11 protein-coding genes are annotated in these 21,992 nt (G+C 62.1%); 8 read left to right on the top strand and 3 right to left on the bottom strand.

Going from position 1 to position 21,992, the window contains the following annotated elements; genetic code table 11:
* Window positions 1-21 precede the first annotated feature (21 nt).
* A complete protein-coding gene (locus tag MRX98_RS00130) occupies window positions 22-1,773 on the bottom strand; it encodes a YeiH family protein (protein ID WP_246901956.1) in 1,752 nt (583 codons plus the stop codon).
* A gap of 315 nt (window positions 1,774-2,088) precedes the next feature.
* On the opposite strand from MRX98_RS00130, the gene MRX98_RS00125 reads away from it, so the two are divergent.
* The 3 genes from MRX98_RS00125 to MRX98_RS00115 all read left to right on the top strand — a co-directional run bounded on the left by MRX98_RS00125 (window position 2,089) and on the right by MRX98_RS00115 (window position 10,881).
* Window positions 2,089-4,620 (top strand): c-type heme family protein, encoded by a 2,532-nt coding sequence (locus MRX98_RS00125; protein ID WP_246901955.1) that lies wholly within the window; start codon window positions 2,089-2,091, stop codon window positions 4,618-4,620.
* Window positions 4,621-4,623: 3 nt separating this feature from the next.
* On the top strand, window positions 4,624-6,039 hold the full coding sequence (locus MRX98_RS00120) for a sigma-54-dependent transcriptional regulator (protein WP_246901954.1): 1,416 nt from the start codon (window positions 4,624-4,626) through the stop codon (window positions 6,037-6,039).
* A 339-nt stretch (window positions 6,040-6,378) separates the two neighbouring features.
* Window positions 6,379-10,881 carry a response regulator gene (locus MRX98_RS00115; RefSeq protein WP_246901953.1) on the top strand — a complete coding sequence of 1,501 codons (4,503 nt, stop codon included), beginning with the start codon at window positions 6,379-6,381 and terminating at the stop codon, window positions 10,879-10,881.
* A 266-nt stretch (window positions 10,882-11,147) separates the two neighbouring features.
* On the opposite strand, the gene MRX98_RS00110 is transcribed toward MRX98_RS00115, so the two are convergent.
* Window positions 11,148-13,262, bottom strand: a complete 2,115-nt coding sequence (locus tag MRX98_RS00110; RefSeq protein ID WP_246901952.1) for a methyl-accepting chemotaxis protein — start codon at window positions 13,260-13,262, stop codon at window positions 11,148-11,150.
* 296 nt (window positions 13,263-13,558) lie between these two features.
* Between MRX98_RS00110 and MRX98_RS00105 the strand changes: the two genes are divergently transcribed.
* From MRX98_RS00105 to MRX98_RS00095, 3 genes are all read left to right on the top strand, one after another.
* Window positions 13,559-14,932, top strand: a complete 1,374-nt coding sequence (locus MRX98_RS00105) for a hypothetical protein (protein ID WP_246901951.1) — start codon at window positions 13,559-13,561, stop codon at window positions 14,930-14,932.
* Between the two features lie 76 nt (window positions 14,933-15,008).
* A complete protein-coding gene (locus tag MRX98_RS00100; protein WP_246901949.1) occupies window positions 15,009-16,181 on the top strand; it encodes a hypothetical protein in 1,173 nt (390 codons plus the stop codon).
* Window positions 16,165-17,352, top strand: coding sequence for a HEAT repeat domain-containing protein (locus tag MRX98_RS00095; protein ID WP_246901947.1), 1,188 nt, complete (start codon window positions 16,165-16,167; stop codon window positions 17,350-17,352). Before MRX98_RS00100 ends, MRX98_RS00095 begins: the two co-directional genes overlap by 17 nt.
* Window positions 17,353-17,379: 27 nt before the next feature.
* Here MRX98_RS00095 and MRX98_RS00090 read toward each other — a convergent pair whose 3' ends face one another.
* Complete coding sequence (locus tag MRX98_RS00090; protein WP_246901945.1) at window positions 17,380-18,906, bottom strand: SLC13 family permease; 1,527 nt, start codon at window positions 18,904-18,906, stop codon at window positions 17,380-17,382.
* A 300-nt stretch (window positions 18,907-19,206) separates the two neighbouring features.
* Between MRX98_RS00090 and MRX98_RS00085 the strand changes: the two genes are divergently transcribed.
* Together MRX98_RS00085 and MRX98_RS00080 are read left to right on the top strand one after the other, a co-directional pair.
* Window positions 19,207-19,833: a shikimate kinase gene (locus MRX98_RS00085; protein ID WP_246901943.1), complete on the top strand. Its 627-nt coding sequence runs from the start codon at window positions 19,207-19,209 to the stop codon at window positions 19,831-19,833.
* 234 nt (window positions 19,834-20,067) lie between these two features.
* On the top strand, window positions 20,068-21,636 hold the full coding sequence (locus MRX98_RS00080; protein ID WP_246901941.1) for a sigma 54-interacting transcriptional regulator: 1,569 nt from the start codon (window positions 20,068-20,070) through the stop codon (window positions 21,634-21,636).
* The last annotated feature ends 356 nt before the right edge of the window (window positions 21,637-21,992 follow it).

Genomic DNA, 21,992 nt, shown 5'->3' with positions numbered 1-21,992 from the left:
TTGTGCGTTGGCGTTGCGCGATTAGTTCATCAGGCTCTCGGTGACGCCCGGGAACACCACGAAGAACATGATGTAGGCGGTGACCAGGGTCAGAATCAGGTTCAAGCTTTGCCCGCACACATAGAGAATGACCGGCTTGCCGCCCTTGAAATGTTTGGCCATTTCACGGAAGTTGGAGGTCAAGCCGATGGAGGCGAAGGCCAGGATGAAGAACCATTCGCGGCAAACGCGCGAGAAGCCGCGCAAAACACCCTGGTCGACAAGGGCCGTGGCTCTGTCGCCCATGGACTCGAAAAGGATCGAGAAAATGACGGAGGCCGCGATGAAGCCCAGCACGAACTTGGGAAAGCGGTACCAGATCTCCATCTTGCTGACCATCTGGCCGGGGGCGCAATCGACCCGGGCGCACCAGTAGACGGCCACGCCGAAGGCGATGACCCCGATCATTACGTTCTGGATCATCTTGATCGTGGCGGCCACGAACATGCCGGTCTCGCCCAGGAAGGCGCCGGCGGCCACCACGGCGCCGGTGGAGTCGATGGTGCCGCCGATCCAGGCGCCGCCCAACACCGGGTGCATGCCGATGGCCACGATGAAAGAGGGCAGGGCGATCATCATGATGGCGGTGAAGAGCATGGACATGCCCAGGGCGATGGTCAGCTCCTCTTTTTTGGCCCGGCAGGCCGCCGCAGTGGCGATGGCCGCCGAAACACCGCAGACGCACATGTCGGCGGACACGGTGATGTTCAGGGTCTTGGATTCCATTTTCAAGACACGCTGGCCGAACATATAGGTCAAGACCAACACAACGGGGGTGACCACCCAGGCCACGAAGATGCCGGCCTGGCCGATGGCCAGGATCTTGCCGAACAGGATCTCGGCGCCCAGCAGCACCAAACCGGTTTTAATGAAATATTCGGTCTGGGCCCCCTCCTGGATGAACTTGGGAACGCCGATGGTGTTGGCGATCAACATGCCGCCCAGAATGGCCCAGATCAGCGGGCCGAAGCCCCAGCTGCGAAGGGTGGATTGGCCGCCGATGATTTCGGCCACGATGGCCAACAGGAAGACGAACACGAAACCCTTCATGAACATGCCCGTGTTCTTGCCCATGAGCTTGGCGCCGGGGGTAAAGAACAACATGAACAGAATCAGGATGCCGATCAGGTAGGGGATCTTGTTGTAGGCCTTGGTTTCGGCCTTGGACTTGGCGCTGCTCTCCTTGCTGCGGGCATCGCGCCAGGCCCTGATCGCTTCATCGGCTTGTTTGTTCAGTGGCCGATCCTGGAAGCCGGCCGACTCGGCCGCGTTCTGGGCGGCGCGGGCCTTGGCCAGGGCTTCGGCCGTGCGCGCCTTGGCCTGGTCGTAGGCGGCGGCCGCGCCTTCCCTGATTTGGGCCGCCCCGGATTCACTCAGATAGAGGGCCTGAAGGGGGTTGGACGACCAGCGGGCCGGTGTGCTCAGCCATTTGCTCAGGGTTTTGCCGTGGGGTTCGCTGCGGCCGCGCAGGCCGGATTTGGTGGAATTGGCCTGGTGCCATTCAATGGTGTGAAATGGCGCCCGTTCGCTTTCCGATTGCATGATGGCGTCGGCGCCGGCCAGCTTGGCGTCCAGATCGGCCGGCGGACGGGGCAGAAAGATCAGTAGACCGACGATCAAAATGATGAAACCCAGCCAGATTGCCAGCCAATCCTCCTTTTTCCACAACTGGGACCACTCCCAGCCCTGCTTGTCGACGACGAACCCGGCGTCTCCTGATTGATTGCTTGCCATGAACATCTCCTTTCCAATGCGATTGAATCGTTGATATGTTGATAACGGTAAACGTTGAGTGGTATGAGTGACCGCCGGAGCGTACACAACCGGCGTGATTGGTTAGCAAGAGCGGCGCCACTTTTGCCGGTGAGGCGAAGAAAGATTAAAAAAACAAAAAAACCGGTATGTTGTATTGAGTATGGAGACGCGGGCCAAAAGATTGGGTGTCCCTTTCAAACCATGGATTGACAACCCTGGTTGTCACCCGTGCATGCCGTGGTTGGCACTTGCCCCCCTTCTCCTCGATGCAAGATGCGACAAAAGTTGAATGCCATGAAACCCAAACGGATCACCGCACAACCCTTCGAATCGTCCTGGAGCCTGAGAACCCGATTCCACATCGGGATCGCACTCTGTTTGCTGGTCGTCTGTTTTGCCAGTGCCTTTCTCATCTATCGCCACGAGAAGCGGCAGCTGGAGGAGATCGCCCATGCCAACACCGAATTGGTCATGGCGGCGGTGGAGGCCAGTCGGGCCTACATCCGTGAAGAGCTGCGGCCACGCATGTTCGACGCCTTCGGTCCCGACTTTTTCATGATGGAAGCCATGTCCACCTCCTATGTCGGTCGGGCGATCATGGACCGCTTCGGTCGAGAGTTGGCGGATTTCAGATACCGACGGGTATCGATCAATGCGCGTAACCCCGCTGCGGAGGCCGATGCCTTGGAGCGGCGCATGATCGAACACTTCAGGCAGAACCCCGACCAACACAACTGGCAAGGCATGTCCGGCAGCCGCAACGAAGCCCATTTCGTGCGTCACCAGCCCGTGTTTTTCGAAAACAGTTGCATGCACTGCCACGGCGATCCCGCCGATGCCCCCACCGAACTGGTGCGATCCTACGGCGCGGAAAACGGCTTCGGCCACTATCCGGGGGAACTGGCCGGCATCATTACCGTGGGCGTACCGGTGCACAAGGCCCTGTCCGACATCAAGGGGCGGGCCACCTCGGTTTTCTTGACGGTTTTTCTATTTGTTTCGCTATTTTACCTGTTTTTGACCTTCTTTTTCAACCGCATCGTGGTCAACGACCTGCGCGGTGTGCTCAATGTGTTCCGGGAAGCGGTGGACGAGGACCTTTGCCCCGACCCTTCCGACGAGGTGCCGGTCAACGATGAATTGCGCGCCCTGACCCTGGCGGCCACCAATATGGCCGGCCAGTTGCGCCGCAGCCGGCAGGCATTGGAGCTTCACAACCTGGAGTTGGAGCGCAAAGTGGCCAAACGGACCCGGGCGCTGCAAGAGAGCCGACGCCTGCTGCAGGAAAAGGTGACGGCCCGCAACCAGGAGCTCAAAACCTTGAACCGTATTTCGGAAATGACCAGCCAGGCCCGGGGCATGGAGGAGATATGGCCCAGCGTGCTGGGCGAGAGCCTGGCCATGATTCCGATCCAGGGCGTGGGGCTCTATTTGCTGCAGGAGGAAGATCAAACCCTCCAACTACACTTTCAGCAAGGCGCCGATGGATTGCCGAGCCAAATCCATCCTTCTCCAAGCGAAAAGGATCCCGCCGCGCCAAAGCCGGCGGTGGCCGCCTATATCGGTCAGGCCTTTGCCGGGCAGATCACCCGCTTTCTTTCCCGACGAGGGGCCGACTGCCTCAATGTGCCCATCGCCTGCCGCGGCAAGTCACTGGGTGTGATCAGTTTTCTGGAGCGGCCGGGCGAGGCCATCACCCCTGATCAACAGGCGCTGCTGCTCTCCATCGGACGCCAGATCGGCATCGCCCTGGAAAGTTTCAGCGACCGCCAACGCTTGGTGCAGAGCAAGGAGTTGCTGCAATCGGCCTTCGACGGCATCACCGACATGGTGGTGCTGCTGGACAGCGACTTTCGCATCAAGATGGTCAACCAGGCCTATCTCAGGCGCTACGAGGTGACGCTGGCCGATGTCTACGATGCACCTTGCTACGAAGCCCACTCGGGTAATCTGGCACCCTGCGCCGATTGCGGCCTGAAAAGCGTCGTCAACACCCGCAAGGCCGTGACCCAGGAGGTGCGCTATCCGGGCGGCGCGCTGTTCATGGTGCAGTTTTACCCGGTTTTGGATGACGCCGGCCGCTTGGTGCGCATCATCCGCTACAGTCGGGAGATCACCGATCAGAAGAAGATGGAAGAGAAGATCCAGCAGGCGGAAAAGCTGGTGGCCATGGGCCAATTGGCCGCGGGTGTGGCCCATGAGATCAACAACCCTTTGGGCGTCATTCTTTGCTACGTGGATTTGCTCAAACGGGCCCTGGCCGATTTTCCCCAAGGGCTCAAGGACCTGGCCACCATCGAAAAGCAGGCCCTCAATTCCAAACGCATCGTGAGCGACCTGCTGCAGTTCGCCCGCAGCCACGAAAGCGCCAAGCAGGCCGCCGCCTTCAACCGCATCGTCTTCGAGGTGGTGCAACTGCTCAACCACCAATTCAAGAAGCAGAAGGTGCGGGTCGATCTGCAACTGGACGATGCGGTGCCCCACATCGTCATGGATGTGAACAAGATCAAACAGGTGTTGATCAATCTGCTGATCAACGCGTGCCAGGCCATGGAGGGACCGGGCGCGATCACCATCGCAACCGTCTGGCAGGCCGATGAAAAATGGGTCGAGGTCCATATCCGGGACAACGGCAAAGGCATCGCGCCGGCCATGAAGAGCAAAATCTTCGATCCCTTTTTCACCACCAAGGCCACCGGGCAGAGTACCGGCCTGGGGCTTTCGGTCAGCTACGGCATCGTCCAGGATCACGGTGGCGAAATCACAGTGGAAAGCGAACCGGGCCAATGGACCTGCTTCACCATCCGTTTGCCCCTGGAGGCCTGATCCATGCAGCCGCAGCGATTGCTGATCGTCGATGATGAAAAGGACATGCTGGAGGGGTTGCAGCGGGTGCTGGCCTACGAACTGGAGGGGGTCTCGGTCACGGTGTCGGATGATCCCGAGACGGTGATGGCCGACATCCAGCAGCAATGCCATGACCTGGTGCTGCTGGACGTACGCATGCCCGAGGTGGACGGCATGGCGCTGCTCGAGGCCTTCGGCCGGTGCGAACCGCCGCCCACCGTCATCATGATGACCGCCTACGGGGACATCGAAACTGCCGTCACGGCCATCAAGCAGGGGGCCTACGATTTTATCACCAAGCCTTTCGAGATACCGGACCTGCTGCGGGTGTTGCGCAAAGGGCTGGAGCGCAGCCGATTGATCGGCGAGAACCTGACCCTGCGGCGGCAGGTATCGGAAAAGGCGGCCTTCACCCACTTTCTGGGCCAGTCGCAGCCGGTGCGGCGCCTCTATCAGGCCATCAAATCGCTGGCCAACAGCGACTATGCCGTCTTGATCCGCGGCGAAAGCGGCACCGGCAAGGAGCTGGTGGCCCGGGCCATCCACGGCCTGAGCGGCCGCAGCAGCAGGGACCTGGTGGCGGTCAACTGCCCGGCCATCCCGGAACACCTGCTGGAGAGCGAACTGTTCGGCCACGAAAAGGGGGCCTTCACCGGCGCCATGGCCTATCACAAGGGACTTTTCGAACAGGCGCACGGCGCCAGCCTGTTGCTGGACGAGATCGGCGATATTCCGGTCAGTGTGCAGACCAAACTGCTGCGGGTGCTCCAAGAGCGGGAGATCCGTCCCCTGGGCGGCACCCACGACTTCCGCGTGGATGTGCGCATCCTCTCCACCACCAATCAAAATCTGGAAGAGAAGATCAAGGACCGCACCTTCCGCGAAGATCTCTACTATCGGTTGAACGTGGTCAGCGTGTTCACCCCCGCGCTGCGCGAAATGCGCGAAGACATTCCCCTGCTGGTGCAACACTTCACCCGGCAGGTGTGCGACGAGTTGGGCTGCGCCTCCAAGCGGATCGCACCGGAAGTGATGAACCGGCTGGTGCGGCGCGAATGGCCCGGCAACGCGCGGGAGTTGCAGAACTTCGTGCGCCGCCTGGTGCTTTTTACACCGGAAACGGAAATCGACCGCGATGCCCTGGCGGCCGTTGCGGAAGAGCCGGACAGGGCGGCCGGCATCACCCCGTTCCCCGGCGGCATCGAAGAAATCCGGCCCTACCTGGACGAAAAGGAGCGGTTGATCGACGCTTTCACCGATCAATACGTCGATCAGCTGTTGCGCAAAACCCAAGGCAATGTCTCCAAAGCCGCCCGGCTTTCCGGATTGAGCCGGCAAGCCCTGCAAAAGATGCTCAACCGCAAGGGGATCGATCCCGAGACCTACCGCGAATCGTGAAATCGGGTTACCGCGTGCGGCCGATTGCCGGCAAGCAGGGTGCGGCCCATTTTCGCTGCACCCAGATGATATTGTTCGAAGCCCTCAACGAGTGCCTGAGTTGACGGAGGTGGCCCTAAAGGTATGAAAGCAGGCCTACACAGTCCCCTTCCTTTGCTCCGGCGGCGCCTTTTGCCATAGCATTGTTTCGAGGTGGATGCGCGGCGGAATCGGAATTGGCTGCCCGACATAGATGAGATGGGATGCGCGAATTGTAACTGCAGGCCCTGAAGATTTTTGACAAACGGTCGATAATCTCCTGGACAGTGTCTTTCTGCACTTGGACTTTGAGGATTTCGGATGAAAAATACCCCCCGCACGGCAGGAGCCGCTCACCCGCATCGGATAGCGGCCGATCAAGCACCCGCACCGGCACCCCTGCGCCGGCGGGTGCGCTGGGCGCGGGTACTGCTTCTTTTGATCCTTCTTTGCCGGCCGTGGGACGCAATCGCAAGCGATGACGACCTCTTGCGCATCGGGGTGCTGGCCCATCGGGGGATGGCACGCACCGTCACGCAGTGGGGGCCCACCGCGGACTATCTGCAAAACCAAATTGCCGGACACCGTTTTGAGATCGTGCCCCTGACCTTTGATGAGGTGGCGCCGGCGGTGCAGGCGGCGCAGATCGATTTTCTGATCGCCAACGCCGCCTATTTCGCCGAGCTGGAGATCCGCTACCGGATCAGTCCCATCGCCACGCTGCGCAACCGTCACGACCGGGACGGGGGCGAAGGCATCCCCCGTTTCGGAGGGGTGCTGTTCTGCCGCCACGATCATCCGCTGATCCGCGATGTGGCCGATTTGAAGGGGGTGCGCTTCATGGCGGTGGATCCGGGCTCCTTCGGCGGTTGGCACGTGTCCTGGCTGGAAATGCAGCGGCAAGGGCTCAAAGTGCCTGAAGAGTTTGCCGCACTGACCTTCGGCGGCACTCACGACGCCGTGGTGGCGGCGGTCCGCGACGGGCGGGTGGATGCCGGTGCCGTGCGCACCGACACTTTGGAGCGCATGGCTCGGGAGGGGTCCATTGACCTGGCGCATTTCCGCATCATCGCCGCCCGTCCCCCGACGGCCGATTTTCCCTTGCGTCGTTCCACGGACCTTTACCCCGAATGGCCCTTCGCCAAGTTGCAGCACACGCCCGACGGCGTGGCCCGGGCCGTGGCCGCCGCCTTGATCACCATGCCGGCGGAAAGTGACGCCGCCCGGGCCGCCCAATGCGCCGGTTGGACCACACCCCGCAGCTATCAGGAGGTGCACGACTGTTTGCGGGACCTGCGCATCGGACCTTATGCGGACTACGGGGTCTTCACCTTGGTCGACGTCTGGCGGCAGTATCACGGCTGGCTGATCGGCGTGGCATTGCTGACCGTTTTGCTGACGGCAACGGCACTGCATGCCGCCCGCCTCAATCGCATCACCCGCAGACAAAATGAGCGCATCCAGGAGAGTGAAGATTTCTTGCGCACGGCCATCGATGCCCTGAGCCACCCCTTTGCCGTCATCAACGCGGAGACCTTTGCCATCGAAATGGCCAATCAGGCCTATGGCGGCGTCGCCGTCGCGGGGCAGTGCTGCCACCTGGTTTCCCACCACCGGGAAACGCCCTGCAGCGGCCACGATCATCCCTGCCCCCTGGAGCGGGTCAAGACCACCAAGGCGCCGGCCTTGGTGCAGCATGTCCATTACGATATCAGCGGCGCCTTGCGCGATATCGCCGTCTATGCCCATCCGATTTTCGATGGCCGGGGAGAGGTGGTGCGCATCATCGAACACGCCATCGATGTGACCGATCGCAACAGGGCCGAGAAAGCACTGCAGCGGCGGGCCGCCTTCGAGGGGCTGATCGGTCGCGTCTCCTCGGACTTCGCCCGCATCGAAATGTCCGCAACCGATGCCGCCATCGAGCGGACCTTGGCCGCCATCGGTACCCATTCCACGGTGGACCGGGTCCACCTCTTGCGCTTCCAGGACGATGGTCGAGGCATGGACATTACCCATGAATGGTGTGCGGAGGGGTCTTTTCCCCTCATGGACCGAATGTCCGATCTGCGGCCGGCCGACACGCTGCCGTGGTCGATGCGGCGTCTGTCGGCCGGCGAGACGGTCCGCATTGCCGAGGTGGCGGACCTGCCGGCGGCGGCAGCGCAGGATCGGGCCTTTTTCGAGGCCCGTTCGATTCGGTCCATGCTGATCGTGCCGATCCATGCCGGAGGCGGCATTGTCGGCGGCATCGGCTTTCAGATGGCGCGCTGTGACCGCGATTGGGACACCGAGGCGGAACGCCTGCTGCGTTTCGTGGGTGAAACCATCGCCCACGCCCTGGACAAGCAAAAGGCCCACGCCGCCCTGCGGGAGCGCGAGGAGCGGTTGAAGCTGATGCTTGAAGGCACCGACGAAGGCTTGTGGGATTGGGATGTGGCGGACAAACGGCTCTGGTTCAACGACAACTGGGTGCGTCTGCTGGGGTATCGGCCCGGCGAGCGGGACTATGGCTACGAATGGTGGCGCGCCAACATCCACCCCGAGAGCCTGCCCGTGATCGAGAAGGCCCTGGCGCACTATATGGCGGGGCAACACAAATATTACGAGTTCGAATACCGTCTGCGTGCCGCATCGGGCGCATGGCGCTGGATTTGGGTCCGGGGGGTGAGCATCGCCCATGGTGCCGACGGCCGCCCCTTGCGCATGATCGGTACCCATCGGGACATCACCGAACGCAAGGCGGCCGAGTTGCAGCTGCAGGAGATGAACCGCCACTTGGCCGAAACCACCGCCCGGGCCGAGGCGCTGGCCCGCAAGGCCGAGACGGCCAATGTGGCCAAGAGCCGGTTTTTGGCCAACATGAGTCACGAGATCCGGACCCCCATGAACGGGGTGATCGGCATGACCGGTTTGCTGCTGGATACCGATTTGAGCGCTGAGCAGCGTCGCTATGCCGAAATCGTGCACGCCAGCAGCGAGTCGTTGCTGACCCTGATCAACGACATCCTCGATTTTTCCAAGATCGAAGCAGGAAAATTGGAGCTGGAGCATATCCCCTTCGATCTGGCGGCTTTGCTGGACGATTTTGCCGAGGGCCTGGCCCTGCGGGCCCACGACAAGGGGCTGGAGTTCGTTTGCGCCGCCGATCCCGCCGTTCCCACACGCCTGGTGGGCGATCCCGGGCGCCTGCGCCAGGTGCTCACCAACTTGGCCGGCAATGCCATCAAGTTCACCCCCGCCGGCGAAGTGGCGGTGCAGGTGACGGCAACAAACCAGGACCGGCACAGCGCCTTGCTCCACTTTGCCGTTCGCGACACCGGCATCGGCATCCCGGAGGCGAAACAGGACTTGCTCTTTCAAAAGTTCAGCCAGCTGGATGCCTCCACCACCCGTCGCTACGGCGGTACCGGGCTCGGCCTGGCCATCGCCAAGGAGCTGGTGGAACTGATGGAAGGCCGGATCGGGCTGGAGAGCCGCGAAGGCGAAGGGGCCACTTTCCGGTTCACCCTCCGCTTGGCCAAGCAGAGTGAGGCCGATCGTTCAACGCAACCCCCGCCGGCGGACCTGCAGGGGGTGCGGGTGTTGATCGTGGATGACAACGCCACCAACCGCGAGGTCCTGAGCCGGCGTCTCACCGCCTGGGGCATGCGGCCCGGCGAAGCGGTGGACGGCCCCACCGCCCTGTCCCTGCTGGCGCAAGCGCAGGCTGACGGTACCCCGTTCGCCCTCGCCCTGGTGGACATGCAGATGCCCGATATGGACGGTGAGGCATTGGGCCTTGCCATCCGCTCGGATCGCCGCTGGGACGATCTACCCATGGTGCTGCTCACCTCCATGGGCGCACGGGGTGACACCGGCCGCTTGACCCGCGCCGGTTTCGCCGCCTGTTTGGACAAACCGGTGCGCCACCACGATCTGAAGGCGGTGTTGGCCCGGGTATTGGCGTCGGACCAAGCGGACGGCGTCGATGTCCCAAGCCCCACGGCGCCCCGTCACGACGACAGGGAACTGCGTCAGCGTTTTGCCGGCAGCGGTGCGCGCCTGCTCCTGGCCGAGGACAACGCCACCAATCAGCAAGTGGCCTTGGGCATACTGGCGAACCTGGGGCTGGAGGCCGATGTCGTGGCCGACGGGGCCGCGGCGGTCAAGGCCCTGGAAACCAGCGCCTACGATGTAGTGTTGATGGATGTCCAGATGCCGGTGATGGACGGCTTGACCGCCACGCGCCGGATAAGGGACCCCCGATCAGCGGTGCGGCGCCATGACGTGCCCATCGTCGCCATGACCGCGCATGCCATGCAGGGGGATCGGGAAAAATGCCTGGCGGCGGGCATGAACGATTACCTGGCAAAGCCTTTCAATCCCAGGGTGTTGGCCGGTATTCTGAACCAATGGTTGCCGGCCCGTGGGCGGTCCAACCCATCCGGCCCGATTCAGACAAGCGCCGTGCAGCGGCCACCAGCGCCGAAGGCCGAGCGCCGGTTCGATGAGCAGGCCCTGCTGCACCGTCTGATGGGTGATGCAGCCTTGGCCCGGAAGGTGATCGAGGGTTTTTTGAACGATATCCCCCTCCGGATGACGGCCTTGCAATCCAGCCTGGATAAGGCCGACACTGCCGGGGCCCAACGGCTGGCCCACACCATCAAGGGCGCGGCGGCCAACGTGGGGGCCAAGCCCTTGCAACTAGCGGCCGATGACGTGGAAAAAGCGATCAATAGCGGCAGCCCCGACAGCGCCGCGGCCCAAGTGGCGAACATGAAGGATCAATTCGAAAAGCTGCGGGTGGAGATGCAGGCTTTTGAGCAACCAAATTCGGGCTGAACTTGCAGAGGGCCGTTCTTGGCCCCTGAAGCGGTGACTTTGCCTCCTGTTGTGTGCACACTGTTGGTTCGTGACAATGATGCGCAATGCCCAAGTAAGATTGGAGGCGGGCTCAAGCGGCATCGATTTCGATCACGATTTCGATTTCCAATGGGGCAAGCCCCAACCGCGGCTTTGTAGATAGCCGCCAAAAGAATGGGGAGCGTTCGTTGCGCTGAACGTCCCCCTCTCACCCGTGCCGGCCCGCAGTGGCCGCCGGGACGGCCTCACACCTTGAAACGGCTCACCATGCCCTTCAATGCATCGGCCAGCGCGCTCATTTCTCCGGCCCGGGCATTGACCTGGTCGCTCTGGGTCGAGACGTCCTCCGTGGCTTTGTTGACCGCGGCAATGTCCGTGGCGATGGCTTGGGCAAGGTTGCTGCCGTCGGCCATGCTGGCATTGACCTCCTGGATGCCCTCGGCCGCTCGAGACACATTCTGCGCGATCTCCTTGGCCGTGACGGACTGCTCCTCGACGGCCGTGGCGATGGTCCCGACCACATCGTTCACATTGCCGATAATGGTTAGAATGGCGCCGATATCGGTGACCGCATCGCTGCTGACACCCTGAATGCTTTCGATCTTGCCCTTGATGTCCAGGGTGGCCGCGGCCGTCTGTTTGGCCAGTTCCTTGATCTCGTTGGCCACCACGGCAAACCCCTTGCCCGCATCGCCGGCCCGGGCGGCTTCGATGGTGGCGTTCAGGGCCAGCAGATTGGTCTGTTCCGAAATGCCGGTGATGGTCTCGGTCACCTTGGAGATTTCGCGGGCCGCCGTGCCCAGCTCGCCCACCCGCGCAGAACTGCGGTTGGCCTTGGCGACGGCATCCTCCGTGATGTGGCGCGCGGTTTCGGAATTCTTGGCGATTTCATTGATGGTGTTGGTCATCTCCTCCACCGATGCGGCCATGGCGCTGACATTGGCGGCGGTCTGTTCCATGGCGCCGGCCACCGAGGCGAGGCTGGCGCTCATTTGTTCGGCCGAAGCACTGACACCGTTGATATTGGCCGCCATGTCATTGGCGCCGGCGGACATCCGACCTGCGAGACCGGTAAAATCATCGGAAGAGTGGCTGATGGTCCGTGCATTGCCCGCCACCGACCGGATCATCTCCTGCAGTTTTTCGATGAAGGCATTGAACCAGCGGGCCAGGTCCCCCACCTCATCCTGGTTTTGGATTTCCAGGCGCGAGGTCAGATCCCCCTCCCCCTCGGCGATGTCCTGCAAGCGCGCCGATACGTGGCGGATCGGCTTGATCAAAGCGTTGGCCAGCCAAGCGGTGACGGGGAGGATGAAAAGAATGCAGCCCAGGGAGACCAGCAGCAGCAATTGTATCATTTGCCGCAGATTGTCGCGCACCACCCCCCGGGATTCGAGCACCGCCAGCACACCGACCCGGTCGCCGCCGGCGTAAAGCGGAAGGCTGCCCTGGAAATAGGTGTCGTCCGTCAAGGCCACCTCGGCCCGTTGAACCGCTTGGTCTTCCAGGCGATCCACCGCCGGTGGTTCGGGCATGCCGCCGTCCGTGTGGGCCTTGTAGTCGGCCATGGTGCCGGCACTGAGCCCCGTGCGGTTGAAAATATTGACCCGCAGGCCGGTCAGGTTGGCGATGCGCTCCGCGAAGGCCCCGTCCAGGCGTCTGACCGCGACGGCGACGCCGTACTGGTTTTGTTCGATATCCCCCGTCTGCCGGTTGATGTCATCGGCCAGAACGGGCACATAGGCCACCAGGCAAACATCCCGGCCCATCTGGGCAAAACGCACCGTTTCCCTGTCGGGCACCGCGCCTTCCAACTGTAGTGCCACGGGCAGATCCGTGAATGCGTCCGTCTCTTCCCAGGCCGGCCGGTCGGCGGTTGCGCCGATTTCCGCCACGGCATGCCGGTAAGTGCCGGCATTGCGGTCGACCGTATAGGCGAACAGGTGGCGCTGCGCGTCCCGGCGCAGGGCGAAGGCCACCAAATCCCCTTCCCGATCATATATCGCCGCCTGCCACAAATTGCCGACATTGGCGATTTGCAGGATGTCGGTGGTGATCTCCCGCAAAAGATTTTCGCTGGTGTCGTTGAGCGCTCGGCCTTTGTAATTGGATATGAACTTGACCTTGGCGCCCATGGTGTTGACGGTGGCCATTTGCCGGGTATCGTCAGCCATCTTTTCCCGGGTGGTCAACAGGTCGTCCCGCGCGATGCGGATCGCCTTGTCGATATCCCGATCGGCCGCCACTTTGTATTGGCCGTTGATCACAACGGTCACCACGGTGGTCGAGATGAGCATGACCAGTATCACCAAAGTCAACGATCCAATGATCATTTTGCCCTTCAGGCTCAACCGCTTCATGTGCGCACCCCTTTTTTATGAATTGTGTTCAATTGGTAATCGGTCCGTAAAGAAAATAACTTTAATTTTATGACAGAAAATTTTCAGTGATTGCGGGCTTCAAGAATGCAAGGGGAAAAGTGGAAGGGCACTTTTCATTAAAGTGGCGCGCTGGGCGACCGATATCATTACCGTCTTTAACAAGGCCCTTGTCGGTATTTGACCGGGGATGCCCTCCTCTGCCGGGTTTGCCTTTCCCGTTCATTCCGGTTCAAAGCCATTGACAGTCCACTGCGCAACACAATGGAGCCACGGTTATGCACAGCACTCGGCGAGGATTTCTCAAAGCAATGGGCGGCGCGCTGGGCGCGGTGATGCTGTCCGCCTGCGGCAGCGGTTCCGGCGACGGCCACCAGCCCACCCTGCCCAACGGTTATCGATTTTACAAGCTGTTCTCCACGGGCGATGGGCTGGCCCAAGCCGGAGAGGCCGTCTTCTTGCCCCCGTCGGTCAAAATCCACGACGGCCATCAGATCATCTTTCATGCCGGGGACACACTGGGCCGCAGCGGCAGCGGCCTGACCATGGGTCTTTACGAGCTTTGCATGGATTACGGCGGGGCGGAACCCCGGATCGAGGGGCTTCACAAAATCGTGCGTGCCGGCGACACCACCACCGATGGTCGCACGGTGCTGCAGGTGCAACTGGCCGATCTCAATGCCCGGGGTTCCGTGGCCGTGCGGTTACTCAATGACGACGAACAGTCCTACAGCCTCTACCTGGAGCGCAGCCGTCGCGACGGGCGCAGCGACGACGGCTTGCAGCGTTTGCTGGGATTCAGGACCCCCACGCCGGATCCCCTTTTCATTTTCGGCGCCGCCCTGGGCAATTTCGACCTGACCTACGGCGATGACCTGCTGGTGGCCGCCCATTGGTGCGAAGTGCAGGGCGCGGCCACCGGCGAAAGCCTTTTTCATCTTCCCTTCGGCGTCATCGACGGCGACGGCACCAATCTGCTGACCGCCGGCGCCGCCATTCCGGGCACCGACCGGCGCATCGGCAAAATCGGCCTGGTGCAGGCCAATGATTTCGGCGCCTATGTGGCCCAGGTGCACACCATGCCCATGGACGACGCTACAGACGGCGCGCTGGAAAACGGCACGGTGGTGCTGACCGGCTCGGTGGCCGACAACGGCGGATACGGGGCGACACCGGTGGCCGCCTCCGCCGAGGCCGTCCTGTCCACCGCCACCCGGCGCTCCGCGATCACCGTGGCCGAATCGCTGCATTACGGCCCGCGCATCGGCAACGACGGCAAGGTGGCCCTGGTGGCCATGATCACCGACGACATCGTGCACCTGACCTCGGGGGGCGACACCCTGGCCGGCACCGGTCATTTCACCCCCACCGGCATGCGCATCGAGGGGATCGGCGGGCCGGTGACGGGCCCCGACGGCCTGGTCTATTTTCTGGCCCGCAACGCTGACACGGAGGAGTTGCTGGTTTCCAACGGCTATCGCACCGCTTCGTTGCTCAAAACCGGCACCCGGTTGCTCGGTAGCGGCGGGCCGGCCCTGACCACCATCGCTTTCGGTTACGCGCGCGAGCAGGTGGACAGCCAGGGGCGGCTGGTCTTTGTCGGTGAATTCGATGACGGCTCCCTGTCCATCATGCTGGGGATACCGCTGTAACCTGCGCGGAATTGACAGAACGGAACGGGTGTCGGCGCTGCGGTTGCGCCCGGACCCAAGCTGGATGGAGCACACCATGGCGATATCGATAGAAAAGACCCTCATCGGCACCCCCCTGTCGCTCAACGAGTTGACCTTGTGCAAGGGCGTGGCCCTCATTCCGCCCATACCGGATATTCCGGCCGGCTTTCAGACCGGCGCCTCCAGGCAATTGCACGGCGATCACAAATTCAGCAAATTTCACGCGGTGCGGGCCACCGCCGCCTTTGCCGTCGGCGTGCACGCGGGCTTGTGCGGTCCGGGCTACGCGCTCTCCCTCAGCGCCGAAGGCGGACTGGATGCGGAGCAGCAGACGCTGACCCTGACCATCGAGGACGACGAAGCCATGGCGGGCATCTTCCTGGGCGCCGGCATGTCGGTGGAGATCACCCTGGGATGCGAATTTTACAAGGTCTACACCCACCACTACGTGCCCCACTGGGGGTGGCGCACCGGGCCCAGCATCGAATTGAGCGCCAGCGTGGACGCCTTCAAGGCGGCCGTGGATTTGATCGGTGCGGTGTTGAACATCGAGGATCTGATCCCCGCGGTGTGCGCGGAGCAGGCCACCGATCTGGCCGGGACCCCCCTGGCCATGATCGGGGAGTCCAGCGATAAATACGCCGCGCGCAACGGGGTTTTGCAGCTCGACTGCATCTTTTCCCTTCCCATCAATCTATGGGCCATCATCGTCGTGGCGGCGGCGGCCACCGTCGAGATCCCCTACATCGATATCGCCAGCGCGGCGGTGATCGCCATCCACGAAGCACTGGATGTCACCTTGAGCAGCATCGGTTTCGGTCCCACCATCGGCGTGGATGTGCCCGTGCTGCTGGAGATCGCCACTGTCGCCGTCGATGGCGTCCGGTTCGAGCGCACCGATGTCCAAGGCAATCAATGGATCGGGCATAAGGCGGCCGGCCAGGGCACTGTTCCGGATACGCCGCAGGAGTTGGCTTTTGAAATGGCCCACAACTGCGCCGTCGATTTCACCGTAGGGCTCTATGTGGAGGTGCAGCTGGTGGAGCTTTTCCACGCCGGTGTGTCCGGGGATATCGGGGTCATGGCCCTTTTCGACAAGGAACCCTTCCATGGCGGCACGGTGCACCACACACTCAAGAACGACATCGGCCAGTTGGTGACCGCGGCCGCCTGCGCCTGTGAAACACTGCCGTCCGACAGGGGGTGGATCGATGTCGAATTCCTCTGATACCGCCCGTGACGGCGGCCGACCCGCCAAAATTCAAATCGCCGGCGCCGCCGACCTGTTCCGCCATCTGCGCGACCCACGGCTGGAAGTGCGTCTGTCGGTACTCGCCACCATTTCCCGTCTTCCGCAAAAAGCGCTCGCCTACGGGCCGCACAACGGCACCGACCTGTTGTCGGAATTGTTTCAACAGGTCCACACGCAACGGCACCGCGACCTGCGCCAGGCGCTGCTGGGCACCCTTTCGGTTTTCAGGGACGAACGGGTTGCGCCCGCCTTTCAAAACCATTTCCGCGCCACCCGCGACGACCGGGAGGCGTGGATCTGCGCGCGGCGGTTGGCCTGCGAGCCGGGTGACCGGATGCGGTCTTTCTTCCTGGGTTTTCTCCGGCGGCACCCGCATCCCCCCCAGTCCCGCTGCGCCGCCAACATCCTGGCCCGCGAGACAGGACACGCCCCCGCCGATGCCGTGCGCATCGCCGTGCACTGCGATGTGCCCTTTCCCACGCCGCCCCTGGACGACACCACCGAGGCGGCTTGGCTGGACGCCCTGCAGGAGACGACCACGGCGCGCACAACCCTAATTTTGCTGGAATCGCTCGGGCCGCACGCCTATCACCGCTTACGCGAACGGTGGACAACCCTGGGCCGTGGACAAAAACAGTGGTTGCTCGCCTGGGGTGCGCGTGCCGGAGACGCCCGTGCGGTGGAACTTTGTCTGGAGGCGTTGCAGAGCTGCGACGCGGCGCTGCAGCTGGCCGCATTGCAAGCCATCGAAAAATTCGGCGCGGCACGCTACCTGTTCCGTCACGCCGCTGCCCCGTTCGTTGAGCATCCCGACAAAGCCATTGCCGCCGCGGCCTTGCGGGCCGGTGCAGCGGTGCCGGATCCGGCGGCCCTGCTGCACCGGGAAAGCGACCCCCGGGTGCGGCGGTTGCTCGTCGCACGCCTGGCCGAGGCGCAGGGAGAAGCGGCCATTCCGGCCCTCTCGGCCCTGTTGGCGGACAACGATTGGCGCATCCGCAACCAGGCCGCCGACGCGCTCGCCTCCCTGGGACCCCGCGCCGCGGCCGCGGTGGCCGATTTGACCGAGGATGATCGCGAGGAAGTGCGGGTCGCTGCCCGGCAGGTGGTCGCCGCCCATGCGGATGCATGCGCCGAACCGGGCGCCTAAAATGCAAATTTATTGTTTCGCGAGCCCTTACCTGCCGGCCGCCGCGTCGATCGCCCACTGGGGCATTGCGCCGAGGTCGATGTCGAAGACCAGCCGGCCGATGAAATAGAAGAAAAAGGTGATGATCGGTACCCCGATCAGGTTGATGAAGATGCCCACACGTGCCATTTCATGAATCTGGATGCGGCCGCTGCCGAAGACGATGGCGTTGGGCGGCGTGGCGATGGGCAGCATGAAGGCGCAGGATGCGGCGATGGTGGCCGGCACCATCAACAGCAGCGGGTGAATCTGCATCGCCACGGCGACCGAGGCGACAATGGGCAGAATCATTTGGGTCGTGGCCGTGTTGGAGGTCAGTTCCGTCAGAAAGGTCAGGCCCACGCAGATGACGGCGATGAGCAGAATCGGATGGATCCCCTGCAGCACGAACATCTTGGCGCCCAGGTAATCCGCCAGGCCCGTGACTTGAAACCCTTCGGCCAGGGCGAAACCGCCGCCGAACAGCAGAACGATGTTCCAGGGCAGCCGCTGCACCGTGTTGAGTCCCAAAATGGCCGATCGTTTGCTTTTCTTGTCCCGGCTGGGGATGATGAACAGGATCAAGGCCATGGCGACCGCCACGGTGCCGTCGTCGATCATGCCGGGGTAGGGCAGCAATTGGGACCATCCCGGTATCCCCACGAAACCGAGGTTGAGCGGTGTGCGGAAAATCCACAGCAGCGCCGTCGCGGCGAAGACGGCGCCGACGATTTTCTCTTCATAGCTCATGCGGCCCAGTTGGCGGTATTCCATTTCGACCACATCCCGGTCCACCCGCAGGTCCTTCGGAAAAGAGAAGAAAACCCGCGTCAGCAGCAACCACACGATGGCGCCCATGACCAGCGACAGCGGCAGGGCCATGACGAACCACTGGCCGAAGGCGATGGGCGCGGCCTCGGGGAAAGTCAGTTCATAAATCCGCTGCAGCGCCAGGTTGGGCGGCGTCCCCACCAGGGTGGCGATGCCGCCGGTGGAGCAGGCATAGGCGATGCCGAGCATCAGCGCCACGGTGAAGGGATGCACCCGCTCCCGGCCGAAATCCGCCTCCAGCTTGGAGACGATGGCCATGCCGATGGGCAGCATCATGATGGCCGTGGCGGTATTGGAAATCCACATGGACAGAAATCCCGCGGCGATCATGAAACCCAGCACCAGGCGCGCCGGTCCCCCGCCGATGATGCGGATGATCTTCAGCGCGATGCGTCTGTGCAGAAGCCAGTTCTCCATCGCCACGGCGATCATGAAACCGCCCAGAAAGAGAAAGATGGTGGAGTTGATGTAGACCGGGGCCAGCTCGCTGCCCTTGAGAATGCCCAAAAGGGGGTACAACACCATGGGCAGCAAGGCGGTGGCCGACATGGGCACCGCGTCGGTGACCCACCAGGTGGCCATGAGCACCGCCACCGCCGCCATGCGCGTTACCACCGCCCGTTCCGGGTCGAGATCCATGGCCAAAACGATCAAAAAGAGGATGGGTCCGAGGAACAACCCGGTTTTTTGCAGCGTGGAGCGCATGCGGCCTCCTGTCTTGTTGGGGGTCGAACCGGCCGATGCCCACAGGGCATCGAAACAAATCCGTCGTGTTGAAATTAGCATCGGATCGCCGCCCTGTCCATGGCTTTGCGGCCGTTGGGAACCATAGGCATCCGCCTCTTAAACGCCTCGCCCCATCGGCCTGACGCCACCCGCGCGCCACCGCGGGATGCTGCATCCCAATGCCGCCAAGAATGCGCACATGGGCATAAATCAGGGGCGTTGACCCATCCTTGCGTTGACAATCCAATTGAATCGTGTTTGCAGTGGATCGCAAGAACCATGCGCCCGCTGAAACGCGCCGTTATGCAACCGAGGCGTCTCCATGAATCCAAGGATCGGCATGATTATCCCGGAGGTTGGCTTTTTCGTAGGATGACAGCGACACCTTCAAACATTGTATTGATCGGAATGCCCGGCTCCGGAAAGAGCACGGTGGGGGTGATCCTTGCGAAGATGACATCCCGGGACTTCGTGGATACGGACGTGCTGATCCAGACCTCGCACCGGCGCACATTGCAGGACATCGTTGACCAAGACGGATATGCTGCCCTGCGGAAAATCGAAGAGCAGATTCTCCTCGGGCTGGACGTCCACAACCACGTCATCGCCACCGGTGGCAGTGCGATTTACAGTGACGCATCCATGACATATCTCAAAACATGCGGTATTCTCATCTTCCTGGATGTGGACATGCTTGCGCTGCAATCCAGGGTGGCGGATTTCGGCAAGCGGGGCCTCGCAAAACCGGCTGATCAGAGCTTTGCCGAGTTGTTCCAGGAACGCGTCCCGCTGTACCGTAAGTATGCAGACATCCGTATTGAGTGTGCCGGACTGTCACAAGAGGGTGTCTGTATGAAGATCATGGAGAAAACAGGCAGCCAACCAAGGTTCCCTACCATTCCCTGAACCGGACGTTGCCTCTTGCGCCAGCCGGCCTGCGCCACACCTGTCTTGAAGCAGAAATCTCCCGCCCGCCGGAATACAAAAACGTTTCCATGGATGATTGATATGACAAGTATGTAGCATGCGGGTTCGTCCGGTTCGCTTGCCGGATGGAAGGATTTTAAGCGATTCGAGCCCCTTGCGGGAAATATCGGGTGGCAACGATCCTGGCATGGGCATTGCTCAAAGGAAGCGTTGGTGAGATGGACCTTTGACGGGATCAGGTGCCCCATGGACCGGCTGCTGCGTAAAAACGAGGAGTTGAGCGCGATTTTGCAGGTCAGCCAGGTGCTGACGCGATCGTTCGACCTGGAGCAGAACCTGCAGGCCGCCATGCAGATCCTGGCCGGGCGCCTGGGCATGCAACGGGGCTGCGTCTTTCTGCTCGACCCCTTTTCCAAGGAGTTGAAGATCGTGGCGGCCTACGGCTTGACCCACGACGCGGTCCGCCGCGGCAAGTACCGCATCGGCGAAGGCATCGTGGGGCAGGTGATCGAGACCGGTCGCCCCATGTTCGTGCCCAATATCGGGGCCGAGCCCAAGTTTCTCAACAAGACCGAATCGCGACCCCAGAAGAGCGGTATCTCTTTCCTGTGCATGCCCATCGCCCTGGACGGCAATTCCCTGGGGGTGATCAGCGTGGACGGCATTTACAGCGCCACGGAGGGCAACGTGGACGACGATCTGCGGGTGCTCTCCATCGTGGCCTCCTTCATCGCCCAGTTCGTGGTGCTTTGGGAGCACCTGCGCAAAGCGGAGCACGAGTGCGGCAATCTGCGTTCGCAGCTTGAGGAGAAGTTCAGCCTGCCCAACATCGTGGGCGAGTCCGCCCCCTTTCAGCAGGTGTTGAAGATGGTGCGCAAGGTGGCCGCCACCGACACCACCGTTTTGCTGCTGGGGGAGAGCGGCACGGGCAAAGAGCTGGTCGCCCGGACCCTGCATTACCAGAGCGGTCGCGCGCGCAAGCCGTTTGTGGCGGTCAATTTGGCGGCCCTGCCGGAAAATCTCATCGAGGCCGAACTGTTCGGCGTCGAAAAAGGGGCCTTTACCGGCGCCGCCGTGCGCCGGGCGGGCCGTTTCGAGCTGGCCGACCAAGGGACCATCTTCCTGGATGAAATCGGCGAGTTGTCCTTGAATCTGCAAGTCAAACTGCTGCGGGTGCTTCAGGAGCGGGCCTTTGAGCGTATCGGCGGCAACGAGCATCTCACCGTGGATGTGCGCGTGGTCACCGCCACCAACCGCAACCTGATGGACGAGGTGGCCCGCGGTAACTTCCGGGAGGATCTGTACTGGCGCTTGAACGTGGTGCCCATCGTGCTGCCGCCCCTGCGCCGCCGCGCCGACGACATTCCGCTGCTGCTCGACTTCTACCTGCAGAAACGCAACAACCTCCACAACCGCAGCCTGCGTTTGCACCCCAACGCCGTGGCGCGGCTCAAGCAATACAGCTGGCCGGGAAATGTGCGCGAGTTGGCCAACACCGTTGAGCGCATGGTGATCATGACCGAAAAGGAAGTGATCACCGAAGCGGACCTGCCGCCCGCGATCCTCTGCTTCAAAGGTGCAACGCCGGCAACCGACGAAGATACCGTCGCCGACAGCGCCGATCTCGGCAACCAGGTGCAGCGCCTGGAGCGTCAGCGCATCCTCGAAGCCTTGCAACACAGCCGCAACAACCAGCAACAGGCCTCCCGCATGCTGGGCATCACCCCCAGACAGCTGGGGTACCGCATCCGCAAGTATGGCATCGATTTGAAGAAGTTGTAATCGCGGCCGGCGCCGGTGCTTTGCGAACGGTGCAGCGGGTGTTGCGCCGGCATCGTTGCGCGCGGTTGACGCATGTCGCAGGAGAAAAACAGAAGGTTGTCGACACTTTTGTAGAGCGCGACAATAATGTCGACAAACGTCCCGCTCATTTGCAGTCCAATCGCTCGACATCTTTCTTGTGGGCGTCTGTTCCCCCGCCATTGGCGCGCATTCCGGAAAAAAGGAAGCCGATGCTTTGCAAGCTGGCACACTCCTTGATCTATCATTGTCCAAACGGCAATCGGAAGCATTGATCGGCCACCGGAAATCCCTGCGCCGTGTTCTTTCGATCAATGCAATCCCCAACACGATCGGGT

This window comes from Desulfatitalea alkaliphila (genome assembly GCF_022968795.1).
Taxonomy (GTDB): domain Bacteria; phylum Desulfobacterota; class Desulfobacteria; order Desulfobacterales; family Desulfosarcinaceae; genus Desulfatitalea; species Desulfatitalea alkaliphila.
Note: the sequence above shows the minus strand (reverse complement) of the source record. Positions and strands in the feature narration are given on the sequence as shown.